Here is a 17,442-nt window from a genome sequence, read left to right as displayed (position 1 = left end):
GGCTATTCGCGGAACGACCGGTTGAAATAGTCCGCCATCGGTTTGATCAGGTATGAAAGCGGCGTACGCTCGTCGGTCTTAATCAGGGCCTCAACTGGCATGCCGGGCAGGAGTACCTGTCCGTTCAGACGCTCTAACTCGCCCTCAACGGGAACAACATCGGCGCGATAATAGGTGAATCCGGTTTGTTCATCCTTGAGCGTGTCTGCCGAAACATTGATGACCCGACCTTCGATTTCCGGTGTCTCACGCTGATTGAAGGCCGGAAAGCGCAGGGCGACAGGTTGGCCGACGTGCAACTGGTCCACGTGTATTGCTCCGACGCGGGCGGCCACCACAAGCGGCGTGTTTTGGGGGACGACATACATCATAGGTTCCGCTGGCTGGACGACCGACTGCACCGCAAAGACCTGGCTGCCGAAAACGGTTCCTGAGACCGGGGCCCGGATGTCGAGACGCGCCAACCTCTCATTCAAGGATAACCTGCGTTGGGCCAGTTCGACGACCTCGGACTGCACCTGCCGCAACTCGGCAATGGCCTCTTCCCGACGAGCGGCGGCCAATTCGACGACTTGCAATTCCGTAGTGGCAATCTGTCCATTCAAGCGAGCAACTGCAGCTTCCAGGCGCCCAATTTCGCCGGTCAGGCTGGCTTCTTCACGTTGAAGGGCTGACACTCGGCTGGCTTGGGTCAACCCGCGTGTCAAAAGGTTCTGCTGATCCTCCAACTCGTTTCCAATCAGCTCAAGCTGCCTGCGCAGGGCCACCAGCTGCGCTTTCGTCCCGTCGATTTCGCTTTCGATCTGAACCCTTTGTTTGCCCAGTTGATCGATCTTCTTGGACAGGGTTTCCAACCGAGCGGAATACAACCGGGTCTGTCCATCAATCAATTCACGATCGATGGGTTCCGCGGCGGCCAGCTTTTGCATCCTGTCGGCAAGCGCGTTCGCGTCTGCCCCGTCTCTTTCGGCCTCCAGCCGAACCTTCCGCGCCAAGAGTTCGAACAACTGCGATTCCACGATGACTTTTTCCGACTTGAGAAACGTGTCATCGAACCTGAGCAGCAAATCACCCTGCTCGACCCGGTCGCCATCACGAACCAGAATATCGCCTACGACACCGCCATCCGGATGTTCCACAACTTGCCGATTGCTTTGCACCTCGACAACGGCTTGGGTCACGATTGCACCTGCCAGATGGGTCCTGACGCTCCAAACCCCAAGCCCGCCGACCAGAATGGCCAACGCGGCGAATCCAACAAGAGCGGGGAAAGTGATCCGCCATGGCGGAGGGCTTGAAACCTCGGTCATGCTTCACCCGCTTTGCGAAACTGTTTCTGGATTGCACCCGCATTTTGGACCATGGCGTTCAACACTTCGTCACGGCTGCCGAAATTGGCGATCCGACCCACTTCGACTACGGCCAGGTGGTCGCACTCTGAAATCGCCATCGGTCTGTGCGTCATGATGATCACGGCGCGCTCGGCCGCTTTGAACTCCCGGACTGCCGCGTTCAGGGCATCGGTGCCCTCGGTGTCCAACGCCGAGTTCGGTTCATCCAGTACCAGCAGGACAGGATCGCCGTACAATGCCCGGGCCAGCCCGATCCTTTGCTGCTGACCTCCGGATAGCTGACTGTTGGTCCCTTCCAAAACGGTGTCATAGCCTTTTTCAAGTGAGAGGATCAGGTCATGTGCATTGGCCTTTTTCGCTGCCGCAACAACGGCCAGTTCATCAGGGTTCAGCGACATGCGAGCGATATTCTCGGCCACCGTTCCGTTGAAAAGTGTGACATGCTGCGGAAGATAGCCGATGTGGCGCCCCAACTCATCAGGGTCGTATTGATCCAGAGTTGCGCCGCCCAATCTGATCTCTCCGGCAGCAGGTGTCCAAAGGCCCAACAGCGCTTTGGCGAGCGTGGTTTTTCCCGAACCGCTTTTGCCGATCACTCCAAGGGCACGGCCGGGCTCCAACACGAACGAGGCGTTTTGGATAGTGGGGGTTTCGGATCCAGGGGGTATGATCGTCAGGTTCCGGACCGACAAACGGGCTTCCGGTGTGGGCAGGCGGGTTCTGGAGGGTTCGACAGGGACATGGGCCAAATAGTGGCTAAGCGATGACCAGGCGCTACGGGCCCGCTCGATCGCGCCCCATTGTCCAACGACCTGCTCAATCGGCGCGAGTGCGCGGCCCAAAAGGATAGAGCCTGCGATCATCGCACCGGCGGTCATTTCGTTTTGCAGTACAAGCCAGGCTCCCAAGGCGAGCATAGCCGATTGCAGAAACAGCCTGAGCGATTTGGTCAGTGAGGTGAAGCTGCCAGTCCAGTCGCTGGCGGCAATACTCTGGGACAGCGCGGCCGATCTTTGTGTCAACCAACGCCGCGTTATGTCCTTTCGCATGCCTTGGGCGCGAATGACCTCGGCTGCCTGGCGTGCATTTTCGGACATTGAATTCGCCAACGCGGACGCAGCCTGGGCCTGAGCCACTTTGCGATGGGTCATCATCTGGTTCAGGATTGCGATCACGATCAGCACCGCTCCGCCTGTTACGGCCAACCATCCGAGCAGTGGATGAAAAAGAAAGATCGCCGCGAGGAAAACGGGTGTCCACGGGATATCCATGGCCGCTAGCAAAACGGGCGAGGAGCACAGCGTTTGAATGGCTTCCAAATCGCGCAGCGCTCTTGCCGGAGCTGCACGGATTTGCGGCACCAGTGCATCGCGCAAGGTTGCATCGAACACACGTTGGTCCAGAGTCGACTGAAACCGGGCACCAAATCGCGCGACAATGCGACCGCGCGCAAAATCCAGCATGGCCATCAGAGCGTACAGCAGCGCAACCAGCAAAAATAGTGCGGTCAACGTTTCAACGGCGCGAGACCCCAAAACGCGGTCATAGACCTGGAGCATGAACAACGGCCCCGTCAGCATCAGCAGGTTGACGAAGATGCTGAACAGGAACGCAATCCCGAGAAACGTAACCCCTCGGTTCCGTGCATCCCTGACTTCGTCGGTGCGCAATGCATCCATTGAATTGCGGCGTTCCACTGGCTCGGCCTCTTGGTTTTTCGACCACTTGCCCGGGTCGTTTCGCCGCGATGTCCGTCACTGTCGGACCCAACCCACCAGACAAAGAGTCATCAAGGGTTGAAAGCAGGTTTCAGACTCGCGTTGGCCGACACCCTACAGGTCGCGGTCCAATGGAACAATGGGATTGAAGGCAGCCAAGGCTCACGCCTCGTGGCTGCGGAAAATCCGTGTGGTCGAGAAATAGCGTTCCAACTCCTCGATACGCTCTTTGCTTTCTTCCCAGCGGGCTTCCTGAACCTCGGCGATCAGGGTTTCCGAAATGAGTTGAAGTGCGATCGTTGAATCCCAGCTTGATGGAGCTTCGACCAGAGCGTGAAAGGTATAGTTGGCCGATTTGCCGATGGGCGACCCCCATTGGTCGGTGAACAGCACGACGGTCACCCCGCGATCGGACGCAACTTGTGCCAGCTTTTCCAGATGCGCCTCGTAGCGGCGGATGTCGAAGATGACCAGAACCGAGCTTTCGTCCATGTCCAGCAGGTATTGCGGCCATACGTTGGCCGAGTTGCCCAGCATGGTCACGTTGGGCCGGATGATCTGCATGTGGTTGAAAAGATAGTCGGCGTTCGAGCGGGTGATGCGGCCGCCCACGACATACAAATGGCGCTCGGTATCGGCCAGCAACTGGGCAACCGCGTCGAACATCGACTTGTCCAGCCGCTCCAGCGTGTGGCGCATATTGGTCCATACGGCTTGGGCAAAACGCGTGATCGGATGTTCGGTTTCATCATCCACGATCCAGGCGTCGCGTTTCGAGATCGGCTTTTGGATCTGTGCCGCGACTTCTTCGCGCAAGGCCTCCTGCAACGCCGGAAACCCATCGAAACCCAGTTTTCGCGCCATGCGAATGACCGTCGGGGTGGACACTTGTGCCGCCGCTGCCAGCTTGGTGATCGATTGTAGCCCACCCATCGGATAATCCTGCAACAGGACCGATCCCAGCTGCCGTTCCGAGCGGGTCAGGCCTTCAAGTTCGTCCTGAATGCGTTGTTTGACCGTTTTGGCGACAGAGGCCATCGGTGCCCTCATATTATTCAATTTGCTACAGGATATGAGCGATTGTAATTTTGTCTACAGAAATTTTCTTGACAGGCTCAAGGCCGCTGTAACAAATGCTACGCATGCAGTCCAAGACCGAGTCATCTCTGTTGTCCCCGCTGGAAGCGCCCGCCGCACGTGTGTTGAACGCGCGTGGCGTGGCGCGCGCGGTTCTGGTGTGCGAACACGCAAGCCGGTTCATTCCTGCGGCTTTGGATGGGCTGGGGTTGGACGACGTGGCGGCCCGTTCACACGCGGCCTGGGATATCGGGGCACTGGAGGTTGCAGTTGAACTGGCCGGCGCCCTGGATGCGCCTCTCGTACACTCGCGGGTCAGTCGGCTGGTCTATGACTGCAATCGTCCGCCCGAACGGGAAGACTCGATGCCGCCGCGCAGCGAGGTGTTCGCGGTGCCAGGCAATCATGGTCTGACCGCGGAACAGCGCGCCCAGCGAGTTCGCGACATTTATAAACCGTTCCGGGGTCTCTTGTCGCAAACGCTGGACCGCCGCCCAGAACCGCCTGTTCTGATTACGATCCACAGTTTTACACCAATCTACAACGGCAAGACCCGGGCGGTCGAACTGGGGATTTTGCATGACTCTGATGACCGTGCGGCTCAGGTCATGCTGAACCATGCAGCGCATTGCGGGCTGAGAGTGGCGTTGAACGAACCCTATTCGCCAGAGGATGGTGTCACGCACACCCTGCGCGAGCACGGTATCGTGCGGGGCTTGCCCAACGTGATGATCGAGATCCGCAATGATCTGATCGACACGCCGACCGGGGTCAATCGGATCGTGGGGCTATTGACGCCAATACTGGCCGCCACGGTCGAAACCTTTTCCGACGCAGGGCAGAACACATGAGGACAGGGGTGCAGGTATGAGCTTCATGCGGGGATATATTGCGGTCATTGACCGCATGAACCGCTGGATCGGGCGGGTCGTCATGTACGGCATCTTCGTGATGATGGGCATCCTGCTGTGGTCGTCGATCTCGAAGACCTTTTTCCTTCCGTCGCTCTGGACGCTCGAAGTCGCGCAGTTTGCGATGGTCGCCTATTACATCCTGGGCGGGCCGTATTCGATCCAGATGGGTTCGAACGTGCGGATGGACCTGCTGTACAGCGAATGGTCGCACCGGCGGCGGGCCTGGACCGATGCGATCACCGTTCTGTTTCTGATCTTCTACCTCGGCGTGATGATCTATGGCGGCTTCGACTCGCTCAGCTATTCCCTGCAATATGGCGAGCGCAGCCCGACCGCGTGGCGCCCCTATCTGTGGCCGATCAAGGTGATCATGGTCGTGGGGCTGATCCTGATGCTGCTGCAGGCCATTTCCGAACTGTTCAAAGATATTCTGCGCCTCAAGGGCGATGACATCCCGCGCGAGGTGATCTGATGTCGTATGAGTTGATCGCCATCCTGATGTTCTCGACCATGATGCTGATGCTGCTGACCGGTCAGCGCGTGTTCGGTGCCATCGGTTTCGTGGCCGTGGTGGCGGCGCTGCTGCTATGGGGCGACCGCGGCGGCTATGACATCGGGTTTTCGGCCGCGATGAAGCTGATGAAATGGTACCCGCTGCTGACGCTGCCGATGTTCATCTTCATGGGATATGTTCTGGCCGAGTCCAAAATCGCTGACGACCTGTACAAGATGTTTCATGTCTGGATGGGTGGACTGAATGGCGGGCTGGCCATCGGAACGATCGGGCTGATGGTGTTGATTTCGGCGATGAACGGGCTGAGCGTGGCAGGCATGGCGATCGGGGCCACCATCGCGCTGCCCGAGCTTCTTAAACGCGGCTATGATAAGAAGATGGTGACCGGAGTGATCCAGGCCGGGTCATCGCTGGGCATTCTCGTGCCGCCGTCGGTGGTGCTGGTTCTTTATGCGATGATCGCGCGTCAGCCGGTGGGGCAGCTGTGGTTGGCGGGCATCCTGCCGGGCCTGATGATGGCGGGGATGTTCATCCTGTACATCGTGATCCGCTGCCGGATAAACCCGGAACTCGGCCCGGCCCTGTCGAAGGAAGAGCGCGACGTGCCGATGGCGGAAAAGTTGCGGCTGCTGCGCGCGGGACTGCTGCCGCTGGCGATTTTCGCGGCGATGATGGTGCCCTTCGTCAATGGCTGGACCTCGCTGGTCGAAAGCTCTGCCATCGGCGCGCTGACGGCTTTTGCCGCCGCCGTGCTGAAAGGGCGGATGACGCGCAAGGTGTTCGAGGTCTCGGTGCGCTCGACCCTGGGCATCACCTGCATGTTCATGTGGATCATCCTGGCTGCGCTGGCCTTTGGCGCGGTGTTCGACGGGCTGGGCGCCGTGCGCGCGATCGAGACCCTGTTCACCGAGCGCCTTGGCCTGAACCCCTGGCTGATCCTGATCCTGATGCAGCTGAGCTTCATCGTCATGGGCACCTTCCTCGACGACACCGCGATGCTGGTGATCGTGGCGCCGCTATACGTGCCGCTGGTGGGGGAACTGGGCTTTGACCTGATCTGGTACGGGGTGCTGTACACGATCACCACGCAGATCGCTTATATGACACCGCCCTTCGGCTATAACCTGTTCCTGATGCGGGCCATGGCCCCGCCCGAGATTTCGCTGCGAGACATCTACGGCTCGATCCTGCCCTTCGTGATGGTGATGACGCTGGCGCTGGCCATCATCATGACCTTCCCGCAGATCGCGCTGTGGCTGCCCGACTACATCTACAACAAATGACCCCGGACATACCGGGGCACATGCGAGAGGTTGGTCTCTCGCCCATCGAAACCGACAACGGAGAGAGAAGATGACGAACAGACGCACATTCCTGAAAGGGGCCGCCGCGGCCCCGGCAGCCGCGCTGGCCACCCCGGCGCTTGCGCAATCCACGATCCGCTGGCGCATGCAGACCTATGCCGGCCCGGCATTGGCTGAGCATGTGATCGACCCGGCCATCAAGATGTTTAACCAGATCGCCGGCGACCGGATGCAGATCGAGCTGTTCTATGCCGACCAGCTGGTGCCCACGGGCGAGTTGTTCCGCGCCATGCAGCGCGGCACGATCGACGCGGTGCAGTCGGATGACGACTCGATGGCCTCGCCCACCGAGGTGACCGTGTTCGGCGGCTATTTCCCGTTTGCCTCGCGCTATTCGCTGGACGTGCCGGTCCTGTTCAACCAATACGGTCTGAACGAGATCTGGGACGAAGAATATTCCAAGGTGGGCGTCAAGCACATCTCGGCCGGCGCCTGGGACCCGTGCCATTTCGCCACCAAGGACCCGATCAACAGCCTGGCGGACCTTCAGGGCAAGCGGGTGTTCACCTTCCCGACGGCGGGCCGGTTCCTGTCTCAGTTTGGTGTGGTCCCCGTGACCCTGCCTTGGGAAGACATCGAGGTCGCCGTGCAGACCGGCGAGTTGGACGGCATCGCCTGGTCGGGCATCACCGAGGACTACACCGTCGGCTGGGCGGATGTGACCAACTACTTCCTGACCAACAACATCTCGGGCGCTTGGGCCGGGTCGTTCTTCGCCAACATGGACCGTTGGAACGAACTGCCCGAAGATCTGCAGACCCTGTTCCGCGTCTGCACCGACCAGTCGCATTACTACCGTCAGTGGTGGTATTGGGGCGGCGAGGCATCGCTGCGCGTGAATGGCGACAAGATGAAGCTGACTTCGATCCCCGATGAAGAATGGGCGCAGGTCGAAGCCGCCGCAGTGGCCTTCTGGGATGAGATTGCAGCCGAGTCCGAGACCAAGGCCAAGGTTGTCGAGATCATCAAGAAGTACAATGCCGACATGCAAAAGGCTGGCCGTCCCTACCGGTACGGCTAAGGTGAAACCGGCCTGCCCTCATACCGGGGGCAGGCCGTTGAAAACGTCAGTCCGGCAGGTGGCGCCGGCGCAGAAATAGGTGCTTCATGCTCAACTTCGACACGCTCAAGACCCAGGTTGCCGAAGGCTCGGTCGATACGGTTCTGGTCTGCATGGTGGACATGCAGGGCCGCTTGATGGGCAAACGATTCCACGCGGGTCATTTCGTGGCCGGGGCCTGGGAAGAAACCCATTGCTGCAACTACCTGCTGGCCACCGATCTCGAGATGGCGACGCCGGACGGCTATGCCTCGACCAGCTGGGAGCGCGGCTATGGCGACTATGTCATGAAGCCCGACCTCAGCACCCTGCGCCCGGTGCCGTGGCTGGAGGGCACGGTGATGGTGATGTGCGACGTGCTGGATCACCACACGCACGAGGAGGTGCCGCACGCGCCTCGGTCAATTTTAAAGGAGCAGGTCAACCGGCTGAAGGCCATGGGCTATGACGCGATGTGCGCCACCGAGCTGGAGTTTTTCCTCTTTGAGAAGAGCTTTGACCAGATACGCAAGGAAGGTTTCCGCGGTCTGGAACCGATCTCGGGCTATAACGAGGATTACCACATCCTGCAGACCACCAAAGAAGAGCATGTGATGCGGCCGATCCGCAATCACCTGTGGGATGCGGGCATTCCGGTCGAAAATTCCAAGGGCGAGGCCGAGGCCGGGCAGGAAGAACTGAACATCAAATATGCCCCGGCCATGCAAACGGCCGAGTATCACTCGATCGCCAAGAACGCGGTCAAGGAGATCGCGTGGCAGTACGGCCATGCAGCGACCTTCCTGCCGAAATGGCATCATGACCGGGTCGGGAGTTCGTCACATGTGCATCAGTCGCTGTGGACGGACGGGCAACCGGCCTTCTATGACCCGGCCGATCCGCTGGGCATGTCGGACCTGATGAAAAACTACATGGCGGGCCTGTTGAAATACGCGCCCGACTATACCTGTTTCATGGCACCCTACATCAACAGCTACAAGCGGTTCATGAAGGGCACCTTTGCGCCGACGCGGATCATCTGGTCGGTGGACAACCGCACCGCGGGGTTCCGGCTGTGCGGGGATGGCACCAAGGCGGTGCGGGTGGAGTGCCGGATTCCGGGTTCGGACATGAACCCCTATCTGGCCATCGCGGGCATGCTGGCCGCAGGGATCGCGGGCATCGAGGAGGGGCTCGAGCTGCAGCCGCCGACCAAGGGCGATGTCTATCAGGGGGATACGGGCATGATTCCGGGCAACCTGCGCGCGGCGCGGGATGCGTTGCATGGGTCGTCCATGCTGAGGGCGGCCATGGGCGATGACGTGGTGGATCACTATGTCCGCGCCGCCGAGGTCGAGATCGAGGAATTCGAGCGCGTGGTGACCGATTGGGAGATTGCCCGCGGGTTCGAGCGGGCGTAGAGGGCGGATGTGAGGGGCCAGCCCCTCACGCTCCCCGGAATATTTTTGGCCAGATGAAGCAGCGGGTCTGCTTTGCTTGAGGATGGAGTGACCAATGGGTCAGGTGTTGAAATGTATCTCGCCGATCGACGGATCGGTGTTTGCCGAGCGGAACACGCTGGATCGTGACGCGGCATTTGCCGCAGCGGGCCAGGCGCGGGCGGCGCAGGCGGATTGGGCAGCGCGGCCCTTGCAGGAGCGCATCGATCTGGTGATGGCCGGCGTTGCCGCCGTGGGCGCGATGAATGACGAGATCGTGCCGGAACTGGCCCGGATGATGGGGCGGCCGGTGCGTTATGGCGGCGAGTTCGGCGGTTTCAGCGAACGCGCGACCTATATGGCGGGCATCGCGCTCGATGCGCTGGCTGATATTGCCGTGGGCGAGGACGAGACGTTCAAGCGATACATCAAGCGCGTGCCGCATGGCGTGGTGTTCGTCGTGGCGCCCTGGAACTATCCGTACATGACGGCGATCAACACTGTGGCGCCGGCCTTGATCGCGGGCAATACGGTTGTGCTGAAACATGCCACGCAGACCTTGTTGGTGGGCGAGCGGATGGCGCGGGCCTTCCACTCGGCTGGCGTGCCCGAGGACGTGTTCCAGAACCTGTTCCTGAGCCATGACGTGACCAACGATCTTATTGCCGGCAAGGCGTTCGATTTCGTGAATTTCACCGGCTCGGTCGCCGGAGGGCAGGCGATGGAGCGGGCGGCGGCCGGTACCTTTACCCCCGTCAGCACCGAGTTGGGGGGCAAGGACCCGGGCTATGTCATGGAGGACGCCGATCTGGACGCGGCGGTCGACACGCTGATCGACGGGGCCATGTTCAACTCGGGCCAGTGCTGCTGCGGGATCGAGCGGATCTATGTGCATGAAAGCCTGTATGACGATTTCGTCGCCAAGGCGGTCGAGATCGTCAGGGGCTACAAGCTGGGCAACCCGCTGGATCCGGAGACGACGCTGGGGCCGATGGCCAACGTGCGTTTTGCCGACGAGGTGCGCGCCCAGATCGCCGAGGCCGTGGCCGCCGGTGCAGTGGCGCATATCGAGACCTTTGCCGAGGATGACGGCGGCGCCTATCTCACGCCGCAGATCCTGACCAACGTCACACACGACATGCGCGTGATGCGCGACGAAAGCTTTGGCCCAGTCGTGGGGATCATGAAGGTGTCCTCGGATGAAGAGGCCATTGCCTTGATGAACGACAGCGAGTTTGGCCTGACCGCCTCGCTGTGGACGCGCGATGTGGCGCGGGCCGAACGCATCGGAGACCGGATCGAGACCGGAACCGTATTCATGAACCGGGCCGACTATCTTGACCCGGGCCTGTGCTGGACCGGGTGCAAGAATACCGGCCGTGGTGGCGGCCTGTCGATCATCGGATATCACAACCTGACACGTCCCAAATCCTATCACCTGAAGAAGGTGACGGGCTGAGGACGATTTGCCTGCCCCGGACCGACCCCCTCGCCGGGGCAGACCTTAGACACAAGGAAAGCTGACATGAATCTTGTTGGAAACTGGTCCTATCCGACCACGATCAAATTCGGCGCGGGCCGCATCAAGGAACTGCCCGCGGCCTGCGCGGCGGCGGGGATCAAACGCCCGCTGCTGGTGACCGACCGCGGCCTTGCCGATCTGCCGATCACCGCCGCGACGCTGGACATTCTCGAGGCTGCCGGGCTGGGCCGGGGCCTGTTCAGCGAGGTCGATCCCAACCCGAATGAAAAGAACCTCGAGGCCGGTGTGGCCGCCTACAAGGCGGGTGAACATGACGGTGTGATCGCATTTGGCGGCGGCTCGGGGCTGGATCTGGGCAAGATGGTTGCTTTCATGGCGGGTCAGACGCGGCCGGTCTGGGATTTCGAGGACATTGGCGATTGGTGGACCCGTGCGGATGCCGAAGCGATCGCGCCGATCATCGCGGTGCCGACGACGGCCGGCACCGGCTCCGAAGTGGGCCGCGCCAGTGTCATCACCAATTCGGAAACCCATGCCAAGAAGATCATCTTCCACCCCAAGGTGCTGCCGACCGTGGTGATCTGCGACCCTGAATTGACCGTGGGCATGCCGAAATTCATCACCGCAGGGACCGGGCTGGATGCCTTTGCGCATTGCGTTGAGGCCTATTCCAGCCCGCATTACCACCCGATGAGCCAGGGCATCGCGCTGGAGGGGATGCGGCTGGTCAAGGAGTACCTTCCGCGCGCCTATGCCGATGGCACCGACATCGAGGCCCGCGCCCAGATGATGAGCGCGGCCGCCATGGGTGCGACGGCTTTCCAAAAGGGGCTGGGTGCGATTCACGCCATGAGCCACCCGATCGGCGCGGTGTTCAACACCCATCACGGCACCACCAACGCGGTCTGCATGCCCGCGGTTCTGGAGTTCAACGCGCCTGTGATCGCCGACCGGTTCGAAGCAGCCGCAGCCTATCTGGGCATTTCGGGCGGGTTCGACGGGTTCAGGGCCTTCGTGCAGGAATTCAACGACTCGCTGGGTATCCCGCGCAAGCTGTCCGATCTGGGCGTGACCGAGGATGCGATCCTGGAGTTGGTCAAGGGTGCAATCATCGACCCCTCGTGCGGTGGCAACCCAATCGAGTTGACCGAGGAAAACCTGACCGGATTGTTCAGGGTCGCTCTTTAAGTATTAGTAGGATCCGGGGAATTCATAGGCTCCGGGTCCGGTCTCATTCCGCGGGTTGTGGTCCCGCTACCTGTGTACTTGTGAATGTTGCTGAAAATTTAGCGGCGAAAGCACGTTCTGGCTCATTGCGGATCTCGGACCAGGTCGGCGCCCGCTGGAAGCCTGGCGATCTGAGGGCCAGGGACAGCACGGATTTGTCCTCGACATAAATCAGCCCAAGCTTCTCAAGGCGGTCCATCGCGGCTTCAAAAGCGTCCACCCCGCACAAGTTGGATACCTGATCGCCAAGAAGCGCCCTGCCGATGATCACTGGACTCAGGTCAAGGATGGCCCGAGCCGCCTCGTCCAATTGGTGAACAACGCGTTGTCCTGACGCTCGCCGGTCGATCACCGCGTCGCCCTCGACGTAGAGGGCTGACGTACCGGCCTCGACTTGCCATGCAGAAAGAGCATCCAGCGTCGACGCCGCGCGCTGCGCTGGCGGGCTGGGACCGTTGTCGACGATGTCGAAATGGTAGGCGAAATTCCAGACTTCTTCGGGCGGCAGGTCGAATATGAAGGAATACGGCTTCGCTGGTTCGACCTCGACCCCAAATGCCTCGGGGTGTTCAAAATACGGGCTGAACCGATCCGCTCGCACCGGTCCAATCGAGCCGGGTGGTTGCAGGTGATGCAGCAGCGGAATGAGCTTTGCCATCCGTTCGAAGGCTTCGGGGCTTTCTCCGGGAAACCCGTAGAGGAAACACCACTCGACAAAAACTCCGGCCTCGGCACACAGCTTCAGCGTCTGGATGTTCTGAATTCCGCTGACCCCTTTCCTCATATGCGCAAGGGTCGGAGTATCGAAGGTCTCGATCCCCGGCTGGATCTTTCGAACGCCGGCGTCGGCCAGACGGGCGATCACGGTCGGCGAAAGGTTTGATTTGACCTCGTAATGCATCAGGAATGGTCTCGTGTCCTGCGCAAGTTTCGGGATCAGGGTCTTGAGGTAGCGGTGATCCAGAATGTTGTCGACCACGACAAGATCCGGGCCATAGAGATCGGCAAGCGTGCAGAATTCGGCATAAGCCCGCTCGGCTGACTTGCTCCGATAGGTCATCGATTGGCCGTTCAGCCCGCAGAAAGTGCAATGGTGTTTCGCTCCCCACCAGCAGCCACGCGATGTTTCGATCGTAGCAGATGGCACAAGGCGCTCTGATAGTCCCGCAGTGTTTTGAAATTGATCAAAGAAGGCGTTGAAGTCCGGTATGGGCAGCTTGTCCAGATCCGTGGTCAGGCGCGGTCGAGCCTCCTCCAGCGGGTTATCCAATTGGCTCCGGTTCAGAAACCCCTCGACCACGGGCAAGGGTCTGCTTGGCCCCAGGGCTTTCAGAAACTCGGGAAAGGCATGGTCGCCTTCGCCTATGCAAACCGCGTCCAGTTCAGGATGTGCCTGTATAAGCGCGCGCCCCAGCGACCCCTCGCAATTAGCGCCGCCCATCACTATGATCACGTCGGTTGACCGTTTCCGCACAGCCCGGGCCAGTGCGATCGAGGCCATGACCTGTTGGAACGACGACGTAATCCCGATCACGGTCGGGTTCTGTTCCATCACCGCATCGGCGCAACGTTCGACAAACGCTCCGGCTTGCTTTCGGGCTGCGATGGCGTTTTGCATGAACGCCAGCCACTCGACTCCGGATACATAGTCACCAAGCACCGTGGTCAGGTAGTCCATCGCGTCCAGATCGCTGCGCGGGTAGATCAGATCGCTGAATATCCATTCACCCAGCAGCGCCTGATAGCAGCGGCCATCAGACAGCATGAAATACTCATCGAGGCCGATCGCCTCGGCATAGTCGAAGCTGAAGTACTTCTCGGTCGTCGCAAAGCCGTTGTCCCGCGCCAGCTGCGCAAGAAGAGACATCCCAAGCCCGGGATGTTGCAGCGAAGAAAACGGCATGGACACCAGACACAGCTTGTGCAGAGCTGCGCCTTGGTCCTGACTGGAGACGACCGCGCTTTCGCTCATGCGAAGTTACGCGCAGCGGGGCCGGATCACACCGTCGGAAGTATCTTCGTAGGCATTCTTGATGTCTTGCATCGCCGACTTCAGGTCGGATTCACCGGAAAAGACGTTCCCAATCGCGGCCAACAGCTTGCGCGCCTCGCCATCCTGATCGAGCGAGATTCCCAAGCGGTTTACTACGCCTTCGGGGTTGTCGATGAATTCTTTTCGAAAGGCCTCGTCAAGGATGCCGCGGCCAATGATCTGCTGAACATCTTCCAGGGTCAAACCCCGAGTATGGTGGTCACTCATAATTGTTCCTTTCGCAATACAAGGCCAATTGTTAATAGTTTTTTTACTCAATATCAATGCCGTGGATGGTCCGCGCCACCCTTGCGTAGTGTCTGGAAAAAGGCCTTGATCAGCGACATACTGAACTCGGGCAGTCGGGGGGCGCTTGAACATGAGGAAACAGGTCCAGATCGAACCGACCGAGCGCAGAATGTGCACGGTTCTGTTCGCCGACATTGTTCGTTCGACCATGATGATCGGCAGTTTGGATCCCGAAGACGCCGTCAGCCATCTGGGCCCTGCCATCGAACTGATCATGTCGATCTGCGAAAAGTTTGGCGCAACCACGTTGTTCACAGGCGATGGCGCGCTCGCGGTTTTTGGATCACCGAACGCGGATGAGGATCACGCGGTCAAGGCAATAGCCAGTGCCCAGCGGATCATCGACCGCATCGGCAAGCTGGACGATCGGCAGTTGGATGTGCGGGTTGGCGTTCATTCCGGCGAACTACTGGTGGGCCAGTTGCAACACACCCTCGGGGAAGAGCAGGCCTTTCTAGGACCGGTCATGAACATCGCCAGCAAGATTGAGGCCGCCGCCAGAAAGAACGTGGTCACGGTTTCCGGTCAGGTTTTGGAGAATGCCGGTGATCTTTTCGACCATACCCATGTGGGCGATCTCGAGCTGGATGGGGGTGCGGGTCCGATCAAGCTGTTCGAAATAACCGGCCGCAAAGAACAGGTGTCGCGCTGGATGGCGCGGGCGCGCCGCGAACGTTCGCCATTTGTCGGGCGCGAAAGGGAACTGGCCGAGCTTGTTGCGGCGTGGAACCAGGCGCGTGACGGCAAAGGAAACTCGGTTCTGTTGTTGGGGGCGGCTGGCGTCGGCAAATCCAGGCTGCTGCATGAACTGGTCGAGAACTGGTCCCTGGGCGCGCACCAGGTTCTGGAGTTCAACTGCTTTTCGCTGGATCAGGAAGCTGCGTATCTGCCGATCACCCGCGTGATCAATGCCCGTTTGGGACTGTCGGACACCAAATCCGATGCCGAACTGGACCAAAAGCTGTCCGAGGTTCTGGGCGGGACCAAGTTCCTGGATGCGCATACCCGATCGGCCCTGTATTCACTGTTCAGCCGTTTCCAAACGGAACCGGCGCTTTCGGCTGTAGATCCGTCTCGCCGACGGAGGCAATTGAACCAGATGCTGTCGCGGCTGGTTCTGTCGATGAAGCAGGACAAGCCCCTGCTTCTGTTGTTCGAGGATTTGCATTGGGCCGACCAGGGGACTCTGGACGTCATCGACAACCTGCTGGGGCAGGTGCGGGGAACGAATGTTCTGATCCTCCTGACATCGCGCAACGCGAACCTGTTCACGAATGACCCGGTGGGCTTGCTCAAGGTCGTTCCGGTCGCCCCGCTGGGCGAGGCGGCCTGCAAGGACCTGATCACGCGCTTGCTGGGTCAGAGCGACATCGATGGTCAGCTGGGCTCATACATCGAAGCCATGAGCGGCCGCACACCGCTTTTCGTTGAAGAATTCGCTCACCACATGCGGGACCGCATGTCGCAAGCCGGGTTCAAGGACGGAGCGATGGACAGCCTGGGCGACATCGAGATCCCCGCCCGAGTTCAACCGTTGATCGCATCCCGGATTGATGCCCTGCAAAGCGAGGACCGCAAAGCTCTGCAGCTGGTTGCCGTCGGCGGGTTGCAGTGGACGTGGGGCGTTCTGGCCGACACGCTTCAACGGCTGGGCTTCGACGCCAAAACCCAGATTTCGACCTTGGTTGAACGCGGTTTTCTTGAACTGCCGGAATCTCAGGACGGCCAGCAGCTGCGGTTCAGCCATGCGTTGGTGCAGAAGGTCGGGTATCGCAGTATTCCACGCCAGCGCCGTGCAAGGCTGCACCGTGCGATTTATGAAACTCTGCTGAGCCGCGGAACATCCGACGATCTGGACGTGGCACAGTCCATCGCCCGTCACGCGGACAAGGGCGAGTTATGGCTGGAGGCTGCCGAGGCTTATACGCGGTGCGGCGAGATGTCGATCAAGCTGTTTTCATTCGAGGCCGCCGTCTCATATTTCGAAAACGCCCTGCGGTGCATCGACCAAGTTCAAAAGCGGACCGGCACTCAGGTGGCTGTTGACCTTGGGCTACGCGCCCGGCGCGGTCTGCGTGTGTCGCTGGTGGCCAGCGGGAACTTCAACCGTATCCTGACCATCTCACGCGAGGCGGAAGCCTTGTCCGACGCGTTGGGGGACACATCCGCGCGCGTTGCGTTTCAGGTCGACCAGGCGATCATGCTGACGATCCTGGCGGATGTGCGGCAAGCGATGGAGGTGTCAGAGCGCGCGCTGCGGACCGCAACCGTCGCCGAAGATCCGCGACTGCAGGCAAACGCGGCCTTTGCGCTGGCCCAGGCTGCGTGGTTTCACGGTAACTTCGCGGCCGCACGGTCGGCGATTGATCAACATGCGGACCTGTTCCAGACGGTGTTCCGTGTGGCCGAAGCGGGCACCACCGGGTCGATTTCGGTGCTTGGGCTTGCAACCCGTGCCAACGCCAACAGCATGATGCATCGGTTTGACGAAGCGGATGCAGGTATCCGCGAGGTGCTGTCGATCGCCGAAGAAACCGGCAAGGCCTATGACTTGAGTTTTGCGCTGATCGCGCGGGGGATCTGGTGCTGGCAACGCAATGAACCGGCCGACGCTGCCATCGCGTTGCGCCGCGCCTTGCGCGTATCGGACGATGCTGGAATCGATGTTCTGTGCTGTTTCGCAGCAGCTCCCTTGGCTCGGGTGCAGTCGGTTTTGGGTGAGCTTCCGGATGCCCGGCTGGTCCTGAACCGAGGTCTCGAACTGGCGCGGGACATGGAGATGGAGGCCTTCGTCGCCTGGCTGCTGTCGGCCGAAGTGCAGGTTCTGGCGCAGGAAGGCAGAACGAAGGAGGCCATGGAACTGCAATCCGATTTGAACGACCTGTGTGACCGCAACGGGTATTTCCAGCACGAGCAATCCAAGGCATTGAGGGCATTTAAGATTTGAACACCCCAAAAAGTCTCGGCTGAAACG

At 60.2% G+C, this 17,442-nt stretch carries 13 protein-coding genes; 8 read left to right on the top strand and 5 right to left on the bottom strand.

All coding sequences use genetic code 11. The features are described 5' to 3' along the window. Positions 1-2: 2 nt before the first annotated feature. From ACR0EF_RS13530 to ACR0EF_RS13520, 3 genes are all read right to left on the bottom strand, one after another. Complete coding sequence (locus ACR0EF_RS13530; protein WP_170341382.1) at positions 3-1,310, bottom strand: HlyD family type I secretion periplasmic adaptor subunit; 1,308 nt, start codon at positions 1,308-1,310, stop codon at positions 3-5. Beyond that, a complete protein-coding gene (locus tag ACR0EF_RS13525) occupies positions 1,307-3,031 on the bottom strand; it encodes a type I secretion system permease/ATPase (protein WP_170372053.1) in 1,725 nt (574 codons plus the stop codon). Before ACR0EF_RS13525 ends, ACR0EF_RS13530 begins: the two co-directional genes overlap by 4 nt. Positions 3,032-3,232: 201 nt before the next feature. Next, positions 3,233-4,120 (bottom strand): MurR/RpiR family transcriptional regulator, encoded by an 888-nt coding sequence (locus ACR0EF_RS13520; protein ID WP_480771326.1) that lies wholly within the window; start codon positions 4,118-4,120, stop codon positions 3,233-3,235. A gap of 92 nt (positions 4,121-4,212) precedes the next feature. Here ACR0EF_RS13520 and ACR0EF_RS13515 point away from each other — a divergent pair, with 92 nt between their 5' ends. The 7 genes from ACR0EF_RS13515 to ACR0EF_RS13485 all read left to right on the top strand — a co-directional run bounded on the left by ACR0EF_RS13515 (position 4,213) and on the right by ACR0EF_RS13485 (position 12,088). Next, positions 4,213-4,998 (top strand): N-formylglutamate amidohydrolase, encoded by a 786-nt coding sequence (locus ACR0EF_RS13515; RefSeq protein WP_170365896.1) that lies wholly within the window; start codon positions 4,213-4,215, stop codon positions 4,996-4,998. A 16-nt stretch (positions 4,999-5,014) separates the two neighbouring features. Then, the gene (locus ACR0EF_RS13510) at positions 5,015-5,533 is read left to right on the top strand and encodes a TRAP transporter small permease subunit (protein ID WP_170365895.1); all 519 of its coding nucleotides are present in this window, start codon (positions 5,015-5,017) and stop codon (positions 5,531-5,533) included. Beyond that, positions 5,533-6,858: a TRAP transporter large permease gene (locus ACR0EF_RS13505; protein ID WP_170372529.1), complete on the top strand. Its 1,326-nt coding sequence runs from the start codon at positions 5,533-5,535 to the stop codon at positions 6,856-6,858. The genes ACR0EF_RS13510 and ACR0EF_RS13505 overlap by 1 nt, the downstream gene beginning before the upstream one ends. Positions 6,859-6,928: 70 nt before the next feature. After that, entirely contained in the window at positions 6,929-7,960 is a 1,032-nt protein-coding gene (locus tag ACR0EF_RS13500; protein WP_093963096.1) for a TRAP transporter substrate-binding protein, read from the top strand. A gap of 86 nt (positions 7,961-8,046) precedes the next feature. Then, on the top strand, positions 8,047-9,399 hold the full coding sequence (locus ACR0EF_RS13495; protein ID WP_170372531.1) for a glutamine synthetase family protein: 1,353 nt from the start codon (positions 8,047-8,049) through the stop codon (positions 9,397-9,399). Between the two features lie 94 nt (positions 9,400-9,493). After that, positions 9,494-10,876, top strand: a complete 1,383-nt coding sequence (locus ACR0EF_RS13490; protein WP_170372533.1) for an aldehyde dehydrogenase family protein — start codon at positions 9,494-9,496, stop codon at positions 10,874-10,876. A 66-nt stretch (positions 10,877-10,942) separates the two neighbouring features. Next, entirely contained in the window at positions 10,943-12,088 is a 1,146-nt protein-coding gene (locus ACR0EF_RS13485; RefSeq protein ID WP_170371631.1) for an iron-containing alcohol dehydrogenase, read from the top strand. 43 nt (positions 12,089-12,131) lie between these two features. Here ACR0EF_RS13485 and ACR0EF_RS13480 read toward each other — a convergent pair whose 3' ends face one another. Together ACR0EF_RS13480 and ACR0EF_RS13475 are read right to left on the bottom strand one after the other, a co-directional pair. Beyond that, on the bottom strand, positions 12,132-14,099 hold the full coding sequence (locus ACR0EF_RS13480) for a RiPP maturation radical SAM C-methyltransferase (protein WP_170372535.1): 1,968 nt from the start codon (positions 14,097-14,099) through the stop codon (positions 12,132-12,134). A 6-nt stretch (positions 14,100-14,105) separates the two neighbouring features. After that, positions 14,106-14,387 (bottom strand): Os1348 family NHLP clan protein, encoded by a 282-nt coding sequence (locus tag ACR0EF_RS13475; protein WP_170341400.1) that lies wholly within the window; start codon positions 14,385-14,387, stop codon positions 14,106-14,108. 151 nt (positions 14,388-14,538) lie between these two features. Between ACR0EF_RS13475 and ACR0EF_RS13470 the strand changes: the two genes are divergently transcribed. Continuing rightward, entirely contained in the window at positions 14,539-17,415 is a 2,877-nt protein-coding gene (locus ACR0EF_RS13470; protein WP_170372537.1) for an ATP-binding protein, read from the top strand. Positions 17,416-17,442: the final 27 nt, after the last annotated feature.

This window comes from Ruegeria sp. CG8, assembly GCF_056537165.1.
This window is presented reverse-complemented; position numbering and strand designations above follow the sequence as displayed.